The organism is Aphanothece stagnina RSMan2012, assembly GCF_046764815.1.
GTDB lineage: Bacteria > Cyanobacteriota > Cyanobacteriia > PCC-6307 > Cyanobiaceae > NIES-981.
Map to the genome: position 1 here is coordinate 72,862 of NZ_JBKOUC010000014.1, position 20,491 is coordinate 93,352.

Consider the following 20,491-nt stretch of genomic DNA (forward strand, 5'->3'; position numbering starts at 1 on the left):
GGTGACCCACGGCAGGCAACCCTTCATGCCCCGCTTCCTCCCTTCGCGCCTGGCGTCGCGCCTGGCTTGCTCCCGCCGCCCCTTCGCCGCGGGGTTGATCCTGGCCAGCACCCTGTTGATCGGCCTCGGGACCTGGCCGGTGCAGGCCGAGCCGGGCAAGAGCTCCGGCCGATCGGTGGCGCCGGTGGGCCTGGCCTCCAATCCACAGGCCATGAGCACCGCGCCGAGCCGGATCCGATCCAGCGCCCCGGTCGTCCAGCCCGCCTCCGAAAACTCCGAAGATGGGTTCAACTCCAGCTCCAGGAAGTCGCGCGGCGCGGGCAACACCAACTGACCTCAGCATCAAAAAAGTCCGCTCCTGGAGGAGCGGACTTGGGGATGGAGCAACGTTGAGGGTCAGCCGATGAGCGGCCTATTTCGCACTGGGGGCGAAATCCGGATAGGCCTCCATGCCGTGCTCACCGATGTCAAGGCCGATGATCTCCTCTTCCTCGGTGACGCGAAGCCCACCGAAGACGGCTCCGATGATCGACCAGAGAATCAGCGAGGCCACAACCGCGGCGACGGCGTAGGAAATGACCCCGACGAACTGGATGCCGAGCTGGCTGAAGCCATGGCCGGTGAACAGGCCCTTGTCGGTGTTGAACAGGCCCACGGCCAGGGTGGCCCAGACTCCGCAGCTGCCGTGGACGGAGAAGGCACCCACGGGGTCATCGATCTTGATGGCGTCGATGAAGGCGACGGAGAACACCACGATCACACCGGCAAAGAAGCCCACCACCCAGGCGGCCGGCATGGAAAAGCCGTCGCAACCGGCGGTCACGCCGACCAGGCCGGCGAGGATGCCGTTGATGGTCATCGTGAGGTCAGGCTTGCCAGGGCGCTTGTCGGGTCCCATCCCGGGCAACTGGGAGGTCAGCGTGGCAGCGATGCCACCACCGGCAGCACCGAGGGTGGTGGTGACGGCGATGTAGGGAACCTCAGGAGCCAGGGAGAGCCATGAGCCGGGGTTGAAGCCATACCAGCCGATCCAGAGGATCAGGCAACCCAGGGTGGCGATGGCCAGGTTGTGACCGGGAATGGCCTGGGGCTTGCCTCCCACGAACTTGCCGATGCGGGGGCCGAGCAGGGCGGCGCCGACGATGCCGGCCCAGGCACCGACGGAGTGCACAATCGTGGAACCGGCGAAATCAATGAAGCCCAGGGTGCTGAGCCAGCCACCGCCAGCACCGGCATCATCGGGGAAGTTCCACTGCCAGCTCCCCAGGATCGGATAGACGATGCCGACCAGGAGCAGGGAGAAGACCACGAATTCGGCGAACTTGATCCGCTCGGCCACCAGACCGGAGACGATGGTGGCGGCCGTGCCGGCGAAGGCGGCCTGGAAGAGGAAGTCGACGCTGGGCACCAGCTTGCCCTCGGTCACCATTTCGGGGGTGACGGTGGGATCGAAGAACAGGCCCCCGAATTTGAACCAACCGGGAATGACCCAGTCAGCGTTGTACATCAGCTTGTAGCCGATGAACCAGTAAGCCGAAACGGCAACGGCAAAAACCAGCAGGTTCTTGAACAGGATATTGACGGCGTTCTTCTGACGGCACAGCCCGGCTTCCACCATGGCGAAGCCGGCGTTCATGAAGATCACCAGCACCGCGCAGATGAACAGGAAGAAGTTGTTGGCGAGGAAGGCTGGGGTGAGCTCCGGCAGCTCGGCGGCGTGGGCGGTGAGGTTGAAAACACCCAGGCCGAAGAGGGCCACGGGAACGCAGGCCAACCAGACGAGGCGGCTGGAGGAAAGGCCACGAATGCGACCCAGCAAAAGCGAGGGGGCATCCGACAAACTCGCCTCCCTGAGGCGTTTCGGTCGCCTGGGAGGGTGCGATGCGATGGTCATGGGCAGTTCAGAAGGCGGCTGCACGGTGGGGTTGGATGCCATCGGACATCCATCGGAAGTGACAATGCGCGCAAGCCGGTCACTCCGATGTTCTTTTCGATACAGAAAACTCGAGGCGCCGACCTCCGCGGCGGCGACGCGGACGACCGAAGGTGCGCGCGCCGCCACTGCCGAGCCGGCCCGAAATAAGCTTTGTTAAAAAGACGGAATTATGTTCACCATGGACAGCGGCAATCGCTAGAAAAGGCCTGGCAGGTACAGGCTGCAGGGCAAGCCCTGTGGAACAAGGCCTGCAGGACAACAGGACAAAACGTTGATCTGTACGTCCCGGTCCACCCCGTTCGACTGCCCGGCCTCTGTCCATCAGCGTCCGGCAGCACGCGGTATCCCCGGCAAGACGTCTGCTGGAAGTAACCCGGCCATGGCCGGGTGAAGCAACGCTCCTCTCCTTCACCCCGGCCGTCTCTGACGGACCGTCTGCTCTCCTTTCCGAAGAGGTCCCCACGATGAGCGATTCCAAACTGCGCTACCGCGGCATCCCCTACAACGCCGACCAGCACGAGCACCCCTCCGCTGAGGCGGTGGAGCACACCTACCGCGGCCGCCATTTCTTTGCCCCGCTGCGGCACGAAGCCGCCCCGGTGGATCCGTTGGTGGAACTGCAGTATCGCGGCACCAGCTACCACCACCACTCCCGCGAAAGCACCCAGCAGGCCAACGGCCACGCCTGAGGCCCATGGCCCGGCGGTCGCTGTGCCCTGACGGTGGCAGAGGCCAGCGGCCAGCCGGGAAGGGGCAGGACGAACAGGGCCACCAAGGGGCCACAATGTCAAAGAAGGGTGTCATTGCTACAGAACGCCACCCCATCAGCCCTTAAACCTGGGACACAAGGTCCTGTATTGCGTGAAACAGATCCAAGCCGTCGTGCGCCCCGAGAAGCTGGACGCCATCAAGGAAGCCTTGGTGGCCCTCGGCATCAACGGCATGACCGTCACCCCGGTGCAGGGTTTTGGCAAACAGATGGGGCACACCGAGGTCTACCGCGGCGTGAAGGTCGAGGCGAGACTCCTCACCAAGATGCAGATCACCACCGTGGTGACCGATCAGTCCTTGGATTCGGTGATCGAGGCCATCAGGACCACCGCCCACACCGGTGAAATCGGGGACGGCAAGATCATCGTCACGCCCGTGGAGACCGTGATCCGCATCCGCACCGGAGAAACGGGCGACAGCACGTTGAGCTGAACATGAAGGACTCCGGGGCTGGCACCCGGAGCCTTCGTAAGGCGATGGCGTCGATCGGTTGATCAGGCCGATCAGCCGACAGCGGCGGCAGCGCGGTCGAAGTAGGTGCCGACTTCGCTCATGAGGGCGGAGCAGTCACCGGGGGTGATGCCGTTGCGGTCGTTGGCGATGGCGATGGCGGCGTCCTTCATCTTGCGGATGCCTTCAGCGACGGAAGCGCCGGGAACGCCGAGGGCGAGGTAGGTCTCGCGGAGGCCGTTGAGGCAGCGATCTTCCAGAACGGAGGCGTCACCGGTGAAGATGGCGTAGGTGACGTAGCGGAGGACGATCTCCATGTCACGCAGGCAGGCAGCCATGCGGCGGTGGGTGTAGGCGTTACCACCGGGGGCGATGAGAGCAGGCTGCTGATCGAAGAGATCGCGAGCGGCGTTGGTGACGATCTTGGAAGCGTTGGAGGTGATGCGGTTCACCGTGTCCATGCGCTTGCTCCCATCGGCAACCATGGCGGCGAGCGCATCGATCTGGCCGGGGTTGAGGAATTCGCCGCGGGCATCGGCCTGGGCCACGACCTTGGTGAAGGCGTCAAACATGGAATGGAACGGAATGGACTGCCGTGGTGAAGCCTAAGAAGCCTGGCCTGGCTGACGCGAACGGCAGGCCGAGGCCATCACCTAGAACGGGCCTCCCCTGACCAGCCCGATGACATCCACGCCGGTGATGGAGTGGCAGGAGCTCGAGGCCCACGCCCCCGTACCCACGGCGGGGGAGGAGGAGCTGGCCCGGATCCATGGCCCCACCAATGCCCAGGCCGTGCTGCGGCTCTTCGGCCAGTCCGAGAGCGCCGTGCGCGTCACGCTCTACCGGGACCACCACGCCTGGTGTCCCTACTGCCAGAAGGTGTGGCTCTGGCTGGAGGAACGGCAGATCCCCTACAGGATCCGCAAGGTCACGATGGTCTGCTACGGGGAGAAGGAGAGCTGGTACCGGCATCGGGTGCCCTCCGGGATGCTGCCGGCCCTGGAGCTCGACGGCCGCCTGATCACCGAGAGCGACCGGATCCTCGAGGAGCTGGAGCTGGCCTTCGGCCCCCTCCAGCGCGGCATGGGCGATCCGGAGGTGCTGGCGCTGCGGCGGCTGGAGCGGATGCTGTTCCGTGCCTGGTGCCAGTGGCTCTGCTACCCGGCGTCCAGCCCCAGGGATGATCAGGAGGCGCGCCAGGGCTTCCAGCGCTGGGCCGAGACCATGGAAGAGGCCCTCACAGCCGGGGACGGCCCCTTTCTGCTGGGGGAGCTGTCCACGGCCGACCTGGTGTTCGTGCCCTACCTCGAGCGCATGAATGCCTCCCTGGCCTATTACAAGGGCTTCCTGCTCCGCGAGGCGCACCCCGCCATCGGCGGCTGGTTCAGGGCCCTCGAGCAGCGCGCCACTTACCTCGGGACCCAGGGCGATTTCCATACCCATGCCCACGACCTCCCCCCCCAGATGGGGGGCTGTTACGCCAATGGCTCAGCCGGGCAACAGCTGCTGGCCAGACGCATCGACCACGGCCCCTGGCCCCTGACCCTCGCCGACGGCACCGACCCTGAAACTGCCGCCGCGGAGCCGGCGGACGCGGCCCTTCGGGCCCTGGCCCGGGTGCTGCGCCACCGCGCAACGCTGTTGCAACGCCCCCCCCTGGCCGATCCGGCCATGGACACGGCCCTGCGCTGTGCCCTCACCGAGCTGATCAGCCCGATGGCCTGCCCGCCGCCGCCGGGAACGGCCCCCGGGCTTCGCTACCTGCGCGACCGGATCAGCGTGCCGCGCGACATGCCGCTGCACGCCGCGCGGCGTCTGCGTCAGGCCCTCGAGGACACCGCCCTGCGGGATCCCCTGGACCCGCAGGGCCAGGGAACCGCCCTGCCCCAGAGACACCGACGCGACCAGGATCCCCGGCCCTTTCTGACCAGCCCACCTAGTGTCTGAGCAGGCCCCCGCGAAGCCATGACCCCGCCTGGCGTCCCCCCCCGCGTCTCCGCCACCCTGCTGCGGCACCTGGCTCCCCTGGTCGTGACGGCAGGGCTCGGCGCGATTGCCACGGGCCTGTTGCCGCCGGCGCCGCTCAGGGCCCTGGAGCTGCGCGGGGCCACCCATTTCACGCGCCCCCCCTGGAAGGTCACGCTGCGCAGCTACAACAGCACGGTCTCCCAGCCTTCGGCCGAGTACTACTTCACCGTGGTCCTGGCGGAGGATGCCGGCGCCGCCCTCGGCGAGTTGCAGTTTCGCCAGACGCGCGGTGTCGATACCCAGTTCCAGTTCAGCCCCGGCCGCACCCGCGCCTTTCTCGGTCAACCCCGTCGCGAAGGCCCGGCCGTGCCGGTGGAGGCAGCGTTCGACCAGGAGGAGCGCCTGGTCACCGTGCGGTTTCCGGAGCCCGTGCCTCCCGGATCGACCCTCACCGTGATGCTGAAGCCATGGGCCAATCCCTCGATGTCGGACACCTACCTGTTCCAGGTCATGGCCCTGCCGGCGGGCCCCAACCCCTCAGCCGTGTCGCTGGGATTCGCCACCCTCAGGATCTACGACCCCGACTGGCGCTGAAACCGGCTCAGATGCCGGGAAACCCACCGGGGAAACGGAGGGTGCGCCAGTCGCCACTGGCCGTGCTGACCTCCACGCCGATCTCCACCGGGTCCTGGGTGGCCCCGAACTGCTCCTGCCACCAGCCCATGGCCTCAGCCCAGGCGGCGTCGAGGGATTCATAGAGGTCGTCGAGCACCGGGTGGGGAGCCCCCTGCTGATCGACGAGCCGGTAGTGGCGCACATGCTGGGCGTGGACTGGAGCCATCTCTCACAACACGACATCTGGATGAAATCATCGCCGGTGTGCCAGCCTGAAACTGTCACCTTCACAACATCTTTCGGTGTCCTGGACGGCCTGACCGGCAGCCGGCCCCGTGGGCTCAGGTGAGGTAGCGGCGGATGGAGGGCCGGCACCAGAACACCAGGGCCGCGATGTTGACCGTCCAGAGCAGGGCAGCGGCGATCGCTGTGAGCGGCCGCCCCTCGGGCAGCAGCGCCAGTCGCACGATGCCGTAGGGCAGGGCCACGGCCAGGCTCATCGACAGGCCGACGATCGCCACGATCTGGCCCCAGGCCCGCCAGCGCAACAGGGCGATCGCGCCCACCAGACCAACGGCGGCCGTGGGCAGCACCGCACTGGATCCGACGGCGATGTGCACGCCGCGCCAGGTGGGATCCAGCAGGATGACGCCCAGCGTGAACGGCACGATCAGGATGTTCGCCACCAGGCCCAGCCAGGCCAGGGTGAGGTAGCCGCGCGGAGGCTGGAGCATCGCGAGCCGGGTTGGGAGGAGAACCACCTCTCCATGCTGGGTCATGGCTAGCGCAGTTCGAACAGGAGCAGATCAGCGCCCGCCGATCCTGCCTCAAAGCGCTGCGGAGCACCGGAGGAGAAACCGATCCCATCGCCTTGCCGCAGGCTTCGACCCGACATCCGGCCGTCACCCGCGATCAGCTGCAGCCAGCCCAGACGGTCCGGTGCGATCGCCACATCCAGCACGTCACCGGCCCCGGGCCTCGAACGCCACAACCGCACCGGCCGACCCACCGACAGCGCACCGTGGGCCCCGTGCGGATCGAGCAGTGGGGTCCAACCCCCATCCAGCGCAAAGGCCTTCTGGGCATAGGTCGGTGGCAGGCCGGGGCTGGTGGGCTCGATCCAGATCTGCAGCAGACGACAGGGCCGATCGCCCTCGTTCATCTCGCTGTGCACCACCCCGGTGCCGGCACTCATGCACTGAACCTCACCGGCCCGCAGGACCTCCGCATGCCCCATCGAATCGCGATGGGTCAGCTGGCCCTCCACCATCACCGTGACGATCTCCATGCCGCGGTGGGGATGCAGGCCAAATCCGCGGCCAGGAGCCAGGGTGTCGTCATTGATCACGCGCAGCGGCCCGAAGCCCATCCAGGCCGGGTCGTAGTGGCTGGCGAAGGAAAAGGAATGCCAGCTGTCCAGCCAGTCCAGCTGGCTGTGGAACCGTTCAGCGGCGGGGCGCAGGAGCAGGGGCGCCAGAACGTCGGCGGAAGTCATCGCAGAGGTCATCGCAGAGGTCGTCGCAGAGGTCGTCGCGGAGGTCAGCAGCGGGGTACGGCGTGGGCGAAGAGACGGTCCACGAGATCGTCGATGGAGCTGTCCTTGGCGGGAGTGGCCGCGGTGCTCACCAGCTGACGGCCGACCACCTCAGCCCCGAGATGGGCCAGCTGGAGCCTCAGGGCGACCAGCACGGTGTGGCCACCCCCGCCGGAGCGGGAGGCGATGGCGATTGGCCGCTGGTTGAACAGGCTCCGGAAGTCCTCACCCTGCACCGACAGCCAGGCGATCGCACTGGTGAGCACCGGGGGAATGGAGCCGTTGTACTCCGGCGTGCAGATCACCCAGCGGGGTGCCCCCGCCAACCGGCTCTGCAGCACCGCCAGGCCTGGAGGGGCTGGTTCGGCCTGCTTCCGGGAGGTGAACAGCGGCAACGCCAGCTCGGTGAGGTCCAGCACCTCGGCACTGCGATCCCGGGCCCTGGCCGCGGCGGCGAACCGCTCGGCCATCAGCAGGTTCTCCCCATGACTGGCGGCAAGGACAAGCAGGTCGGTCATGGCTGGAGGCTCGAAGGTCTCTCGCCCGATCGTGGGCTACCTCACGCCACGGGGGCAAGACGGTACGAGAAGGTGGGTTGGTGACCTGGCGGTAACCCATGGACAGGCAGGGCGATCCAAACGAGCAGGGATTTCTGGGCAGCCACGACCACACCCACTGCAAGGCCGAAGTGGCCCTGCGGGTCATCCAGGGGCGCTGGAAGCTGCTGATCCTGCGGGAGCTGATTCAGGCCGTGCGTCGCTTTTCGGATCTGCACAAAGCTCTGCCCGGGGTGAGCCAGAAGGTCCTCACCGCCCAGTTGCGCGAACTGGAAGCCGATGGCGTGCTCAGCCGCACGATCCACCCCGAGGTGCCACCCCGGGTGGACTACGCCCTCACCGACCTGGGACGGGAACTCCTGCCGGTCCTGGATGGTCTGCATGCCTGGGGAGAGCGGATTGGCAGCCCCAGGACCGCTGACAGAACCATCACCGCCCCCGTGGCTGGGTCGCGTCCTACTGCGTAGGCTTGCAGCGCGGGCTCATTGAGATGGTGCCTCGCCCTGACCGCGGACGGTGCCACTTCAACCCAACTCTGACTCCTTCTTTGTGCCGCGCCGGCAACCCCGTCAGGTGGTGCCGGCCATCAGCATGTCCATCCGCGTCGATTTCCGTGTCGAGACCAGGATCGAGACGAAACCCCTGCATGGTCGTCTCTGGGATGTGAGCCTGTCCGGCGCCTGTCTGCTGTTCCCCACCACCAGCCTTGTGGAGATCGGCCATGAGGGGCCCATCACCATGCACCACCCCAGCGTGGGGACCCCGATCCACTCCCAGGCCAGGATTCTCTGGGTCGATCGCCTCACCCACGCGGTGTATGCCGGTGCCCTGTTCACCGAATCGATCAACTTCGAAACCACCTTCCTGCGCTCGCTGATGCGACGCAACGGTCAGAACCCCGCGCCCTCGCAACTGGGTGATCTCCGCGATCAGCTGCACGACTTCCCAGGCTTCAGCTGATGCCCCATCGGCTGACGACCCTGCTGCTGCTGGCAGGCCTGCTGGTCGTGCCCGCCGATGCGGCCGGCCCCAGCCCCATGCTGGCCATCCAGCAACCGGAGCCCCCCGTGGCCGTCTGCGTGGTCACCCCGCGGGTCGAGCCGGTGGAGGATGCCGATGCCCTCGGCATCGTGCCGGTATCCCGACCGCGGTTGATCGTGGTCGAGCCGTTGCTTGAACTGCGGATCGCCCGCCCGGGAGCGGCCACCTGGATCCTCACCGGCACACGCGAGCAGCCGATCCGCACCCCCCTGGACTGGCCCACCAGCCCCATCGGCCCAGGCGAGCTGATCCTGCTGCAACTCCGCCCGAGCGAGGCCCCTGCCGAAGCCTTTGCCCACGTGCACCTGGTCGGCGCCTCGGAAACCCGGATGGCGACAACCGAGCGGCTGATCCGCCAGCTCGCACGCCAGGCTTCCGACTGGCTCGCCGCCATCGAATCGGCGCTCCAAGCCGGCGATGTGCCCGTGGCCTGGTCGCTGCTCTTTGCGCCGGAAGCCCCTGCGGACCCGGAGCTGGAGGACCTCCAGGTGGAGGTGATCCGCCGCGGCTGCGGCGGCTGAGCACGCCGCGGCCCACGAAACCGCCTATGGTACAGGTGTACTGCGGGCGGTCTTGTGGTCAAGGTGGCGCCCACTCCAGCCGGCGGCAGCGGCGCCGACCTGGTGTGGCTCGGATCGATCGACGGCGAGGCCTCCACCGGGATGCTGCCGCTGGCCACCGAAACCGTGGCCGCCGGGTTCCCCAGCCCCGCCGACGACTACATCGAGGCCACGATCGACCTGAACGCGGCCCTCATTCCCAGGCCCACCTCCACCTTTCTGATGCGGGTGGAGGGAGAGGCCATGCGCGACGCCGGCATTCACCACGGGGACCTGCTGGTGATCGACCGCAGCGTGGATGCCATGCCCGGGTGCCTGGTGGTGGCTGTTCACGAAGGCCGCTTCGTGCTGCGCCGCCTGGGCGGTCGCCCGCCGTCCTGGCTCCTGGTGGCGAGTGATCCGACCATCCCGCCCATCCCGGTGGCGGAGGGTGATCCCGACCTGCTGATCTGGGGCGTGGTGATCCACGCGGTGCACCACCTGCTGCCCCGGGCGCGCTGAAGCGGGGCAGACCCGGCCCGGATCACCAGAATCCCTGGGAGCGGAGCCACAGCCCCAGCAGGGCCATCGGCAGGAACACGGCGGCAGCGATCTGCAGCCTCACCACCAGGGAGGAGGACGGCTGGGGAGCGGGCATGGATGGCGACAGCAAACCCCCCCTGACGATGCCAGGGGGGTCAGGGGGTCAGGGGGACGGGCTGGCGGGGGGCTCAGCCGAGGCCGATCTGGGCGAGAATGCCCTGGCCGGTGAGGATTTCGGTGGCCAGGCCGATCACGAAGCCCATCATGGCGAGGCGGCCATTCCAGGTTTCAGCGAAAGCGACGAAGCCGAAGCGGTTGGTGGTGTCAGCCATGGGTGAGGTGGCGGTGGATGGGCACAGTGTAACGGGATATGAAGGTTTGTGGAGCATGGTGAAGGTGAGGGGATCCGCCCTCTGCCGCGGGCGGCCCCGGGGGGTGGCCGTGCCGTGGACCCCGGAGCGGGCACCGGCGTGATGGGAGCGCCAAACCTGCATGACCGGACGCCCCTGGTGATGGTTCACGGGCTCTGGGACACGCCCCGTCTGTTCGAGCCGCTCAGGCGCCGGCTGGCCGATCGGCGCCAGCCCCTGCTGATCCCCCATCTTCCGCATGGTCTGGGGCAGGTTCCGGTGGCAACCCTGGCGGAGCAGCTGGCCGTGCGGATCGAAGCCAGCTTCGGGCGGGATCAACCGATCGATCTGTTCGGGTTCTCCATGGGGGGGCTGATCGGCCGCGTCTGGATCCAGCGCATGGGGGGGCACCGCCGCACCCGCCGCTTCATCGGCGTGGGCAGTCCCCAGCAGGGATCCCTGGTGGCCCAGCCCTGGCCCCGCTGGATGCTGGCCGGCATCGCCGACATGAAGCTCGGCAGCCGACTGCTCCAGGAGCTCAACAGCGATCCCACACCGTTGCAGGACGTGGACTGCTGCAGCTTCTATTCGCCGGCCGACCTGATGGTGGTCCCGGGCTGGCGCGCCGTGCTGCCGCTGGGACGCCGGGAATGCCTGCCCGTCTGGACCCACCGGCAGCTGATCTGCTCGCCGATCGCCCTGGAGCGTCTGAGCGCCGAGCTGTTGAAAGGCTGAGCCCAGGCTGAGCCCGTGGACCCAATTCCGGCAAAACTCTGAAGGGAAGGACCCCGACTCCAGGACTGCTTCACAATGGCTTCATGCAAAAGCCAGTTTCCGAAGGCGGTTGCTTCCTGGGGCCGAGGCGTTCACGGGAAGACGGTTGCGCCGGACCAGAAGCCGGCATGGCGCCGACCATCGGCCTGCAGGACAGCACGGGCCAGAAGGAAAGCGACGGCCCTTCCGAACTGGGGCGCTATCGGGTCCGTCCACGGATCGAGCGTGAACAGACCGTGCCGCAGCAGGTGCTGGCCCCACGGTTCCTGAACCGCGACGACGCGGAGACCTTTGCCCGGCAGGTGGCGCTGGAGCGGCACCAGAGCGTGGTGGTCGAGAAGCTGGCACCCGGGGGGTGCTGGCTTCAGCTCAGCATGGTGGCCTCAGTCGCCTGAGGCTTCTGGACCGCGGTCCCGTCGCAGGCGGATCACTTCCGGCGCAAAGACGAAGGTGACCTCGTCGAGGCATTCCGCCTGGCCGTCCATGGCACTCACGCCACCGGCCACGAAGTCGATCAGACGCTGGGCCTCCCCACGCTCCATGGCCCCGGCGTTGACCAGCACGGTCTTGAGCTCCCGCACGGCCAGCACGATCGCCTGAGCCTCTTCGAAGCGCATGGGGTTGAACACCACCACTTCAGGCAGCCAGTCGCCGAACGGACTCTGCATGACCACTGCGTGTGACTCAACGCTAGTCGGGTGGGGAGGAGGATGCCCGACGGCGGTACGGCCATCGCAACACAGCAAAAGGGGCCCCGGGGGGCCCCATCTCGGAAAACACCCCCAGGGGATGGGGGCATCGTCCACCTCGACCCAGGCAAGCTACCGGGCTGGAGGGGGGAGCGTAGTGGTCCCCGTCTCCGGGACACAGTGGAAACGGGTCTCGGAGGCGCGCAGCTGGCGGAAATCCGGTCTGAGCGGATCCTCCAGACTCCACCACCAGCGGCCATCGCTGTAGCGCGGTGCGCCGGCCTGGTTGCTGCGGGGCAACTGGAGGTGCTCGCCGCGCCAGTCGATCACCACGTAGGCCCCCGGCAGCGTGCCGGCCAGGGTGTTGGGAATGCCGATGGCATCCACCGCGCCGTTCTCCATCCGCGCCACCAGCACGTCACCGTCGCAGCGGTAGCGGCTCTCCGCCGCGGCAGCCGACCAGGCCGGGGCGACGGCGGGGCCGGACACCAGAGCCAGGATGGCGATCAGCCAGCCCACAAGGACCGGCAGCAGTCCCGGCAGACGCCGGCGGGATGCTCCCGGGCCGCGGTCCTCGTGCCGTGGCATCAGCTCCGCCTCCCTTCCACGCCACCAGCCTGCAGCAGACCATCCGCCAGCCGTTCGCCGCTGCGCAGGGCTCCCTCGATGCGTCCGAAGCCGACCCCTGTGAGGTAGTCCCCACAGAAGCCGACGCGACTGCCGGAACAGAGCATCAGCTCCGAGGGCAGACCGGGGGGCACCGGGAAGGCGGCGCCCCAGCGCATCAACTGGGAGTCGGCGCTGCTGACCTCCACCCCGTCGATCCAGGGAGCCAGGCACTGCACCACGGCCTGGGAGAGGGCCTCGATCACGGTCTCCTCGCGCCCTTCATCGGGAGGGAGGGCCAGCATCCGCGCGGCGGCCGAGCGGGAACCGTAGACATCCAGGTGATCGGCGGCGAAGGAATCGCTCGAGTGGGCCACCACCACGCAGCGGCCATCGGGCAACGGTTGAATGCTGATCCGCCGCAGCCCCCAGCGCTGCTGGGCCGCGGCATCGAAGTTCACCAGCGCAAAGGGCAGGGAGCGCCAGGGGATGGCCCGCTCCGCATCGAACACCAGCAGCAGATTGCTGCGCGCCTCCCAGCGGATGCCGGCAATGGTGGTCAGGGCGTGGTCGAGCTGCAGGTCCCCCAGAGCGGCGGCGGCGCGCGCCATCGGGACCTCCGGCCAGTCGAAGAGCAGGCAGCTGCGGGGATGGGCCAGCAGCGTGCTGCCGAGCACGAGCCAGTCCGCCTCTGCGAGCAGGACCCCGTCCCGATCGAGCAGCCGCCAGGCGCCGGAGGGGCCGACCTCCAGATGGCGGATCAGGGTGCCGTAGTGGGCCTGGACGGACGGACCGGCCGCCTCCGCCAGGGTGAGCAGGCCCCGGCAGAGGTGGTCCATGCCGCCACGGCCGGCATAGAGGGCGCCGAGACCGAGGGCGTCGGGACGGCCGATGTGCAGCTTCGACTCCCCTTCCAGCAGGGCCATCAGTCCGGACCAAGGGGTGATCCACTCACCCGCCAGCAGCGGTGCGAGCAGCTCAGGCCCAGCCTCCGCCGTGATGTTGAGCAGCGGCGAGCCGTGATCGATGGCCAGGGCAGGATCCGAGCGGGAGCGGCGGGTGCTGGCCCTGCCGCCGGGCCCGCGGCCCGTCTCCCAGAGGCTGAGCGGGCCCCGGAAGCCGCGCCGGCGCAGCTGGGCGACCAGGGCGCAGCCACCGACACCAGCCCCGATCACGGCAACGGAAGCGGCGCGGGATCGGGGCATCGAAGAAGTTTCCCCCGGCTCCTTCCCCACAGGATGGCAGCCCCCCAGCCGCTGTAGCGTCGGGATCAACGACGGACCCTATGGCGCGGTTTCTGCTGGTTCTCAAACCTGAAGCGCAGATGGAATCGGCCGCGATCCTGGAGGCCCTCACCCCTGTGCTCGGCGGGTTGAACGCCGAGGTCGACCACCGCACCTCCGCCCATCTCGGCGCCATGGTGAAGCACGGTGGCGAGAGCCAGCGGATGCAGCTGTTCGCCGATGTGCAGTCGAAGGCGGACGGGAAGGTGCTGGAGCTGGTGCTGCTGAGTCGCGAAGCCATGGGACTGCGTGCCCCCCAGACCCACCAGACCTTCGAGAAGCTGGTGGAGCTGGTGGAGCGGCACCTGGGGGGGATGCGGTTGCAGTTCCGCTCGGACCGCGATGGCCCCCTTCCTGCCGGCGAGCGCTCCGGAGCCGGGCGGCCATAATGGATGTTGTTTGGCGCCGATGGCCTGCCCCAGATGCGGCTGTCGGATGCTCAGCAAATCAGCTGAGCCGGGCGGCGGACTGGTCTGCAGCCAATGCAGCCAGCCGATGGATGCCCTGCTGCGCAGGGAACGACCGCCATGGAGCTGGAAGGATCTCGGCAGTGTGGTGCTGATCGCGAGCTTCGCCGCCACCGCCGTGCTCCTCACCGTGATCGCCGACCTGGTGCTGCGGCAGGCCACCCCCCAAGGAGAAGCCGGCACCGAAGCGGAGGCGATCCGGATCGAGTCCAGAACCTCCCGGACCGGCTCCCGCGACGAATCCTGAGCGCATCTCGGCTTCGGCGAAGCCCCTGCGGGGAACACTCCTGCCCCCCTGCCGGGAACACTCCTGCCCAAGGAGGCGACGGTCCTGCGGCGGGGATCAGCCCGGAAGGATCACCCGATCGATCACGTGAACCACACCGTTGTCACAGACCACATCGGCGGTCACCACGGTGGCGTTCTTCACCTCAAAGGGCTCGCTGCGCCGAATCGGCACCGGGGCACCCTCCAGGCTGCTCCACTCCGGCTTGAGCACCAGATCGGAGCGGCGATGGCTTCCCGCCAGGACATGGAACTTGAGAATGCGCGCCAACTGGGGGGGGTTGTCCACCAGGGTCTGAACGGTGCCCGGGGGAAGCGCGTCAAAGGCGGCATCCACGGGCGCAAACACGGTGAAGGGCCCGGCGGATTCCAGGGCCGCGCGCAGCCCGGCGGCATCCACCGCGGCGAGCAGGGTCTGGAAACAGCCCGCTGCGGCGGCGGTCTCGAGGATCGTGGCCATGACAGGGAACGGCAGGGTGGGACAGAGCGAGCCGACGGGGGCCCTCAGCGGTAGTCCTGGGTCTGGATCTGCGGCAGCCGGGCCTCCGGCCGCAGGAAGCGGTCCATCTGGGCCTCGAAGAAGCGCCGGTTCGCCATCAGGTGCTCCGGATCGGTGTCGTCGAGCGGATAGAGCAGGGCGCAGCGCAGGGCCTGGATCACCGCCGAGGTCACGTTGTACATCGAGCGCTGGAAGGTGATGCCCAGCTGGATCAGCTGATCGGCCTCGCCGCGTCTGTGCTGCCTGTACATGTCCTGCAGATAGGGGGGCAGGAAATGGAGCATGTCCTGCATCAGCAGGGTCGGCGGGATGCCGGCGGAGCCCACCGGGAACACATCGGCGTAGAGAATCCCGTAGTGGAAGTCGGCCTGATCGCCCGGCACCTGGTAGGCCTGGGCGTTGTAGCTCTTGGTGCCGCGGAACGGTGCCGTGCGGTAGAACACGGCCTCCACGTACGGCAGCGCCGCTTCGTAGAGCCAGGTGAAACCCTCGCTCTTGGGGATGATCTCGAAGCACTCCCCTCTGATGTACACGTGGTGGTAGATCGGCCGCCCCGCCACGGCGAAGATGCCGTTCACCAGGAAGTTCATGGCATCGGGGACGCCCTTGAAACCGCCCTCGTCGTAAATGTCGCTCATCTCGAAGAAGACGGGCGCCATCACCTCCCAGAACAAGCCCAGGTTGGCGTAGTAGCTCATCTTCTTGACCTGCTCCATGAACATCTCGGGGAACAGGCGATACAGCCCCAGCATCAGCGGGTTGCCGCGGAAGTAGGCCTTGATGGCCCGATCCGCATTGGCCCGGTAGGTGTCGCTGTCGAGATAGTCGTAGAAGCGCCCGCCCATGCCCTGGTGCCAGAGCATGGCCTCCATGCACGCTTCGGCGAACTCCATGTTGATCCGGTCGTGCCAGAGGTGATGGAGCAGCTTCGGCATCTTGCCGGTCTCCCCCTTGGCCATGAACTCCAGAAGTTCAGGGTGGGCCTTTTCGCCACCGCGCCAGATGCGCAGCTTCGACTGATCCCCCTGATAAGAGTTGGGCCTGTCCAGATACTCCTGGCTGATGAAGTACTTGAACGCCGGCAGCGGGTCCAGGAACACCTGCTCGGCGATGTAGAGCAGGTCGCGCCAGTAGAAGTCCATCGGCACGGCATAGGCCTTGTAGATGCCGATGATCTGCATCAGGTTCTCCGGGGTGTCCGGCAGCATCGAGCCGCCGGCCTCGAGCCGGTGGATCACATCGGCATAGCGATGGGTGGAGGGGGGGATGAGGGGCTGGGTGACGGTCTCGGGGGCCGTGGCGGTGGGGGGGGTCATGACGACAGCAGGGGCGATGCGGTCAGAGTTGTGGCGGAGGCGATCGCGACGGGTGACCTCTGGGCAGCGGCGAACGCGACGGCTGCCGGATCCACCAGGAATGGCTGGGCCCGCAGGGCCAGGCCGGCCGATTCGGCCTCGCTCCAGCCGGTGAGGGAGCCGGGCCAGAGGCCTGCCGCGATCACCAGCAGGGTGAGGGCCATGGCGGGGGCCCGCTCGCCCCAGCGGGTGTGGGCCCAGTCGGCACGCTCGTTGTCGAGCCGGCCGAAGCCCACCCGGTTGAACAGGCGGATGGCGTACACCGCGGTGATGCCTGAGGCGATCAGGCTCACGAGGGTCGCCCGGGGGAAGGCGGTCCAGCTGCCCTCGAAGACCATCAGCTCGGCAGGGAAGCCGGCCAGGCCGGGAATGCCCGCTGCCGCCATCAGCGCCAGCAGCAGCATGCCCATGGTGAACGGCAGTCCCCGGAGCGGATTCATCAGGCCCGAGAGCTCCGGAATCTGGCTGGTGCCGGTCTTGCGCTCGATCAGCCCCACACAGGCGAACAGCAGCGCGGCGATCATCCCGTGGGCCAGCATCTGGGCAATCGCCCCCTGCAGGCTGAGGGGCGTGGCGGCCGAGAGCGCCAACACCAGCAGACCCATGTGCCCCAGTGAGCTGAACGCCATCAGGCGGCGGATGTCGCTCTGGGCGAGGGCGTTGAGGGCGCCGTAGACCGTGGTGATCGCACCGACGGCCGCGATCCAGGGGGACCAGGCGGCCCAGGCGTCGGGCAGGAAACCGACACCGAAGCGCAGCAGCCCGTAGGCCCCCAGCTTGGAAACCGAACCGGCCAGGAGCATCACCACGGGGATGGACGCCTGGCCGTAGGTGAACGGCTGCCAGCCGTGCAGGGGAACCACCGGAAGCTTCAGGCCGAAGGCGAGCAGCAGCAGCGCCAGGATCCAGCGCTGGGCCGCAGGGGGGAGCTGGGCATTGCGGAGCTCGTCGAACCCGAACGACGGCCCGGCCGGGTTGAACCAGGCGAAGGCGAAAACGGCGATCAGCAGGGCCAGGCCGGACACGGCGCTGTAGAGCAGGAACCGCACCGCGGCCCCGGCCCGGCGCTCACCGCCCCAGATCGCCACCAGCAGGGTGATCGGGATCAGCACCAGTTCGAAGGCCAGCAGGAACAGCAGGGCGTTGCGCGCCAGGAAGGCACCCACCACGCCGAGGTTGGTGGCCAGCATCAGGGCGAAGAAGAGGCGTGGGCGACCCTGGTCGGCCGGGGCCGACAGGACGGCGAGTGTGGTGAGCAGGGCGCTCAGCAGCACCAGGGGCAGGGAGAGCCCATCGAGGCCGAGGCCCAGGGTGAGCCCGATCTTCGGCAGCCAGGGGAGCTGCAGGTCGGCTGGGGGGTGACGCCAGCAGACCAGAGCCAGGAGCAGCTGCAGGGCAGGTGGCAGGGCGGCGAGCGTGCGCACGCGGCAGGAGGCGAGGCCAGCCGGCAGGAGGGGGAGCAGCAGGGTGCCGGCCAGGGGGAGGGCCAGCAGCAGCAGTAGCGGAGTGGGTCCCATCAGCTGAAAGGGCGGACGAGTTCAGGGGCGGCGGCGGGTGTGGCGAGCAGCCAGATGGCCATCAACACCACCCCCAGCACGAGGGTGAGGGCATAGAGCTGGGAGCGGCCCGAGGTGGTGAGGCTGAGGCGACGGGCCCCGGCCATGGCCGCGCTGCCTGAGGCGCCGCTGAAGCCGTCGATCAGCCGGTCATCCGACCAGGCGCTCAGACGGGCCAGGGAGACCACAAGCCAGACCACGGTGCGGTGGTAGAAGCGCTCCGTCTGCATGTCGTGGGCCAGCCAGTCCTGCAGACCTCCGAGGGCGGCCGGCAGGTGGGCCAGGGGGTGGGGGCGCAGGTAGAAGACGGCCGAGAGACCGCCTCCCACCAGGGTGGAGAGCAGCAGCGGCAGCGCCTGCGGTCCCCATCCCGGCAGCGGCGAGAGCGAGAACACGCCGTTGATCACCAGCAGCTGGGGCAGATGCAGCATCAGACCCATCAGCACGAACGTGGGCAGGGCCATCAGCCACAACACCTCCGGGGAGCGCGTCGTGAACACCGACGGACGGCCTGCCCAGATCAGGCCGAACACCCGGATCAGCCCGGCACTGATCAGGGCATTGGTGATCAGCACCACGCCGCCCAGCACCGCCGGACTGGAACTGGCCGCCGTGAGCTCCAGGAGCTCCCGCAGGGCGGCGAAACCGCCGAACGGGGGCAGGGCCATCAGACCGGCCGCGCCGGTGAGGAAGGCCAGGCCCATCAGGGGGCGCTTGCTCCAGAGACCACCCAGCTGGGTGAGGTCCTGGGTGATGTTGGTCAGCACGATCGCGCCGACCGCCATCAGCATCAGGGCCATCGCCAGGGGGTACACGAGCATCAGGTGATCGGCCACGTCGATCCCCCCCAGGCCCACCGCCACGAACAGCAGGCCCAGCCAGCTGCTCACGAGGAACGAGAGGGCCCGCTTGACGTCGATCTGGGCCAAGGCGATCAGGGAACCCACCAGGGCGCTGGTGCCGCCCACGATCACCAGCACGGTCTGCACCAGGGGGCTGAGCTCGATCAGGGGCTCGAGCCGCAGCAGCACCCAGGCACCGCCCACCACCACCACGGAGTTGCGCAGCACGGTGGAGGGCAGCGGACTCTCCATGGCCTCATCGAGCCAGAGGTGAAGGGGGATCTGGGCGCACTTCCCCATCGGGCCGGCGATCAGGGCCAGCAGGATCAGGGTGATCGCCGGCGGCAGGGTGTTGTGGTTGTTGATCTGATCGGCAGCCCAGCCCTGCAGGCCGTGGAAATTCCAGGTGCCGGTGAGCGGCAGCAGGGCGATCACCCCGGCCAGGAGGATGAGGTCGCCGATGCGCTTGGTGAGGAAGGCGTCGCGGGCGCCCTTCACCACCAGGGGCTGGTTGTACCAGGTGCCCACAATCAGGTAGGTGCCGAAGGTGAGCAGCTCGAGAATCACGTAGCTGAAGAACAGCGAATCGGTGAGCACCAGGGCGCACAGGCCCGCCTCGAAGAAGCTCAGCGAACCGAAGAACCGCGGCCATCCCCAGTCCATCTCCAGGTAGGCGATCGAATAGAGCTGCACCAGCACGTGCAGGCCGGTGATCACGGTCATCGCCACCAGGGCCGGTTCGGTGATCAGGCCGTCGAAACCGATCCGTAGCCCGGCGGTGTCCAGCCAGGTCCAGCCGAAGGTGATCGGCCGGTAGAGGGCCTCGGCCCCGGCACGGGCGTTGGTGTGGAGGGCGGTGAGGGCCACGACGCTGTGCACGAAGGCCGCGCTCACCATCAGCAGGTTGAGGTAGCCGCAGGGGCGCGGCCCGGTGCGGGAAATGAGGCCCGGCGACCAGGCCAGCGACAGCAGGGCCGCCAGAAGGGGATAGAGCGGAACCAGCCAGGCCGTCTCCAGCAGCGCGACGGTCATGGAGTCAAAGGATTCCAGGTGGGGCGTGAAACCTAAGCGGCAGTGGGCTCTTTTGAGCGCCGCAGGAAAACAAAAGTCCTATGCCTGCCAGAAGCGTTCGTTATCGCTGCCGAGTCGCCCGGATGACCAGGGCAACCACCCCCACCACGAGGGCCACGATGAGGCCGATTTCAACGGTCTGGGCCAGGGGCCCAAGCCAGCGGGCGACCTGGGCGTAACCCTGGCCCATGGCGCGGCCGGCCAGGGTGAGGGCCACCGTCCAGATCAGGCTGCCGGCGGTCGTCCAGGCCAGGAAGGCCAGCTGGGGCATGCGTTCCAGACCGGCAGGCACGGAAATCAGCGTGCGCACGCCCGGCACCATCCGGCCCCAGAACACCAGGGCCGACCCGTGGGCGGCGAACCAGCGGCGGCTGCGGGCGAGATCCTCGGAGACCAGGCCAAGCCGCGACCCGTGGCGGGCCAGCCAGCGCTCGATCCGCTCTTCGGGCACCAGCCGACCGATGCCGTACCAGAAACAGGCGCCGAGCACCGTGCCGGCCAGGGCCGCCAGCACGGTGGGCAGCAGGGCCAGCTGGCCCCGCGAGACGAGGTAGCCCGCCAGGGGCAGCACCACCTCCGATGGGATCGGCGGAATCACGTTCTCCAGCAGCATCACCAGGGCGATGACGCCGTAGCCGAGCAGGGGATTGGCCTCCACGGCACCGCTGATCAGGCCGGTCAGATCCGTGGGCAAGGCTGCCGGCACAGGCAAGATCCCTTGGGAGCAAAGGGTTTAGGTTAAGAACCCCTGGCCCGGCCG

The 20,491-nt window shown here is 68.1% G+C and carries 28 protein-coding genes; 13 read left to right on the plus strand and 15 right to left on the minus strand.

All coding sequences use genetic code 11. The features are described 5' to 3' along the window. Positions 1 to 25 precede the first annotated feature (25 nt). The gene (locus tag ACLNEE_RS10820; protein WP_411424212.1) at positions 26 to 334 is read left to right on the plus strand and encodes a hypothetical protein; all 309 of its coding nucleotides are present in this window, start codon (positions 26 to 28) and stop codon (positions 332 to 334) included. Positions 335 to 412: 78 nt separating this feature from the next. On the opposite strand, the gene ACLNEE_RS10825 is transcribed toward ACLNEE_RS10820, so the two are convergent. Further along, a complete protein-coding gene (locus tag ACLNEE_RS10825; protein WP_412007084.1) occupies positions 413 to 1,894 on the minus strand; it encodes an ammonium transporter in 1,482 nt (493 codons plus the stop codon). A gap of 506 nt (positions 1,895 to 2,400) precedes the next feature. On the opposite strand from ACLNEE_RS10825, the gene ACLNEE_RS10830 reads away from it, so the two are divergent. Next, the gene (locus ACLNEE_RS10830) at positions 2,401 to 2,625 is read left to right on the plus strand and encodes a DUF4278 domain-containing protein (protein ID WP_411424210.1); all 225 of its coding nucleotides are present in this window, start codon (positions 2,401 to 2,403) and stop codon (positions 2,623 to 2,625) included. A gap of 172 nt (positions 2,626 to 2,797) precedes the next feature. Beyond that, positions 2,798 to 3,139: a P-II family nitrogen regulator gene (locus ACLNEE_RS10835; RefSeq protein WP_412007085.1), complete on the plus strand. Its 342-nt coding sequence runs from the start codon at positions 2,798 to 2,800 to the stop codon at positions 3,137 to 3,139. 71 nt (positions 3,140 to 3,210) lie between these two features. On the opposite strand, the gene ACLNEE_RS10840 is transcribed toward ACLNEE_RS10835, so the two are convergent. After that, positions 3,211 to 3,729 (minus strand): phycocyanin subunit beta, encoded by a 519-nt coding sequence (locus tag ACLNEE_RS10840; protein WP_412007086.1) that lies wholly within the window; start codon positions 3,727 to 3,729, stop codon positions 3,211 to 3,213. Positions 3,730 to 3,838: 109 nt separating this feature from the next. Here ACLNEE_RS10840 and ACLNEE_RS10845 point away from each other — a divergent pair, with 109 nt between their 5' ends. Together ACLNEE_RS10845 and ACLNEE_RS10850 are read left to right on the plus strand one after the other, a co-directional pair. Then, the gene (locus tag ACLNEE_RS10845) at positions 3,839 to 5,104 is read left to right on the plus strand and encodes a glutathione S-transferase family protein (RefSeq protein ID WP_411424683.1); all 1,266 of its coding nucleotides are present in this window, start codon (positions 3,839 to 3,841) and stop codon (positions 5,102 to 5,104) included. Between the two features lie 18 nt (positions 5,105 to 5,122). Then, complete coding sequence (locus ACLNEE_RS10850; RefSeq protein ID WP_411424682.1) at positions 5,123 to 5,719, plus strand: DUF2808 domain-containing protein; 597 nt, start codon at positions 5,123 to 5,125, stop codon at positions 5,717 to 5,719. Between the two features lie 7 nt (positions 5,720 to 5,726). On the opposite strand, the gene ACLNEE_RS10855 is transcribed toward ACLNEE_RS10850, so the two are convergent. The 4 genes from ACLNEE_RS10855 to ACLNEE_RS10870 all read right to left on the minus strand — a co-directional run bounded on the left by ACLNEE_RS10855 (position 5,727) and on the right by ACLNEE_RS10870 (position 7,792). After that, positions 5,727 to 5,966 carry a hypothetical protein gene (locus ACLNEE_RS10855; protein WP_411424681.1) on the minus strand — a complete coding sequence of 80 codons (240 nt, stop codon included), beginning with the start codon at positions 5,964 to 5,966 and terminating at the stop codon, positions 5,727 to 5,729. A 115-nt stretch (positions 5,967 to 6,081) separates the two neighbouring features. After that, complete coding sequence (locus tag ACLNEE_RS10860; RefSeq protein WP_411424680.1) at positions 6,082 to 6,501, minus strand: hypothetical protein; 420 nt, start codon at positions 6,499 to 6,501, stop codon at positions 6,082 to 6,084. 20 nt (positions 6,502 to 6,521) lie between these two features. Continuing rightward, on the minus strand, positions 6,522 to 7,235 hold the full coding sequence (locus ACLNEE_RS10865; RefSeq protein ID WP_412007087.1) for a pirin family protein: 714 nt from the start codon (positions 7,233 to 7,235) through the stop codon (positions 6,522 to 6,524). A gap of 44 nt (positions 7,236 to 7,279) precedes the next feature. After that, a complete protein-coding gene (locus ACLNEE_RS10870) occupies positions 7,280 to 7,792 on the minus strand; it encodes an NADPH-dependent FMN reductase (protein WP_411424734.1) in 513 nt (170 codons plus the stop codon). Positions 7,793 to 7,890: 98 nt separating this feature from the next. Here ACLNEE_RS10870 and ACLNEE_RS10875 point away from each other — a divergent pair, with 98 nt between their 5' ends. The 4 genes from ACLNEE_RS10875 (at position 7,891) to ACLNEE_RS10890 (ending at position 9,933) form a co-directional block, all read left to right on the plus strand. Beyond that, positions 7,891 to 8,298, plus strand: a complete 408-nt coding sequence (locus ACLNEE_RS10875) for a winged helix-turn-helix transcriptional regulator (RefSeq protein ID WP_411424735.1) — start codon at positions 7,891 to 7,893, stop codon at positions 8,296 to 8,298. An 82-nt stretch (positions 8,299 to 8,380) separates the two neighbouring features. Further along, a complete protein-coding gene (locus ACLNEE_RS10880) occupies positions 8,381 to 8,791 on the plus strand; it encodes a PilZ domain-containing protein (protein ID WP_412007088.1) in 411 nt (136 codons plus the stop codon). Further along, positions 8,791 to 9,393 (plus strand): hypothetical protein, encoded by a 603-nt coding sequence (locus ACLNEE_RS10885; RefSeq protein ID WP_411424737.1) that lies wholly within the window; start codon positions 8,791 to 8,793, stop codon positions 9,391 to 9,393. Before ACLNEE_RS10880 ends, ACLNEE_RS10885 begins: the two co-directional genes overlap by 1 nt. A gap of 63 nt (positions 9,394 to 9,456) precedes the next feature. Next, positions 9,457 to 9,933, plus strand: a complete 477-nt coding sequence (locus tag ACLNEE_RS10890; RefSeq protein ID WP_412007089.1) for a LexA family protein — start codon at positions 9,457 to 9,459, stop codon at positions 9,931 to 9,933. A gap of 209 nt (positions 9,934 to 10,142) precedes the next feature. Here the strand turns inward: ACLNEE_RS10890 and ACLNEE_RS10895 are convergent, their stop codons facing one another. Then, on the minus strand, positions 10,143 to 10,286 hold the full coding sequence (locus ACLNEE_RS10895) for a chlorophyll a/b-binding protein (RefSeq protein ID WP_411422772.1): 144 nt from the start codon (positions 10,284 to 10,286) through the stop codon (positions 10,143 to 10,145). A 114-nt stretch (positions 10,287 to 10,400) separates the two neighbouring features. Here ACLNEE_RS10895 and ACLNEE_RS10900 point away from each other — a divergent pair, with 114 nt between their 5' ends. Then, entirely contained in the window at positions 10,401 to 11,039 is a 639-nt protein-coding gene (locus tag ACLNEE_RS10900) for an esterase/lipase family protein (RefSeq protein WP_412007090.1), read from the plus strand. A 167-nt stretch (positions 11,040 to 11,206) separates the two neighbouring features. Beyond that, complete coding sequence (locus tag ACLNEE_RS10905) at positions 11,207 to 11,473, plus strand: hypothetical protein (protein WP_411422774.1); 267 nt, start codon at positions 11,207 to 11,209, stop codon at positions 11,471 to 11,473. Here the strand turns inward: ACLNEE_RS10905 and sepF are convergent. The 3 genes from sepF to ACLNEE_RS10920 form a co-directional block, all read right to left on the minus strand. Then, entirely contained in the window at positions 11,462 to 11,746 is a 285-nt protein-coding gene (sepF, locus tag ACLNEE_RS10910; protein ID WP_411422775.1) for a cell division protein SepF, read from the minus strand. The two genes, ACLNEE_RS10905 and sepF, sit on opposite strands and share 12 nt — an antisense overlap. A gap of 153 nt (positions 11,747 to 11,899) precedes the next feature. Then, entirely contained in the window at positions 11,900 to 12,355 is a 456-nt protein-coding gene (locus ACLNEE_RS10915) for a hypothetical protein (RefSeq protein WP_411422776.1), read from the minus strand. Next, positions 12,355 to 13,578 (minus strand): NAD(P)-binding protein, encoded by a 1,224-nt coding sequence (locus ACLNEE_RS10920; RefSeq protein ID WP_411422777.1) that lies wholly within the window; start codon positions 13,576 to 13,578, stop codon positions 12,355 to 12,357. Before ACLNEE_RS10920 ends, ACLNEE_RS10915 begins: the two co-directional genes overlap by 1 nt. A gap of 119 nt (positions 13,579 to 13,697) precedes the next feature. Between ACLNEE_RS10920 and ACLNEE_RS10925 the strand changes: the two genes are divergently transcribed. Next, complete coding sequence (locus tag ACLNEE_RS10925; RefSeq protein ID WP_412007091.1) at positions 13,698 to 14,045, plus strand: hypothetical protein; 348 nt, start codon at positions 13,698 to 13,700, stop codon at positions 14,043 to 14,045. Positions 14,046 to 14,091: 46 nt separating this feature from the next. After that, the gene (locus tag ACLNEE_RS10930) at positions 14,092 to 14,370 is read left to right on the plus strand and encodes a hypothetical protein (protein ID WP_411422779.1); all 279 of its coding nucleotides are present in this window, start codon (positions 14,092 to 14,094) and stop codon (positions 14,368 to 14,370) included. Positions 14,371 to 14,466: 96 nt separating this feature from the next. Here ACLNEE_RS10930 and ACLNEE_RS10935 read toward each other — a convergent pair whose 3' ends face one another. The 5 genes from ACLNEE_RS10935 to ACLNEE_RS10955 form a co-directional block, all read right to left on the minus strand. Then, entirely contained in the window at positions 14,467 to 14,868 is a 402-nt protein-coding gene (locus ACLNEE_RS10935; RefSeq protein ID WP_411422780.1) for a fasciclin domain-containing protein, read from the minus strand. A 44-nt stretch (positions 14,869 to 14,912) separates the two neighbouring features. Then, positions 14,913 to 16,223, minus strand: a complete 1,311-nt coding sequence (locus ACLNEE_RS10940) for a CO2 hydration protein (protein WP_411422781.1) — start codon at positions 16,221 to 16,223, stop codon at positions 14,913 to 14,915. Beyond that, positions 16,220 to 17,779 (minus strand): NADH-quinone oxidoreductase subunit M, encoded by a 1,560-nt coding sequence (locus ACLNEE_RS10945; RefSeq protein WP_411422782.1) that lies wholly within the window; start codon positions 17,777 to 17,779, stop codon positions 16,220 to 16,222. The genes ACLNEE_RS10940 and ACLNEE_RS10945 overlap by 4 nt, the downstream gene beginning before the upstream one ends. After that, a complete protein-coding gene (locus tag ACLNEE_RS10950) occupies positions 17,779 to 19,692 on the minus strand; it encodes an NAD(P)H-quinone oxidoreductase subunit F (protein ID WP_411422783.1) in 1,914 nt (637 codons plus the stop codon). The genes ACLNEE_RS10945 and ACLNEE_RS10950 overlap by 1 nt, the downstream gene beginning before the upstream one ends. 100 nt (positions 19,693 to 19,792) lie before the next feature. Continuing rightward, the gene (locus tag ACLNEE_RS10955; protein ID WP_412007092.1) at positions 19,793 to 20,425 is read right to left on the minus strand and encodes a DedA family protein; all 633 of its coding nucleotides are present in this window, start codon (positions 20,423 to 20,425) and stop codon (positions 19,793 to 19,795) included. Positions 20,426 to 20,491: the final 66 nt, after the last annotated feature.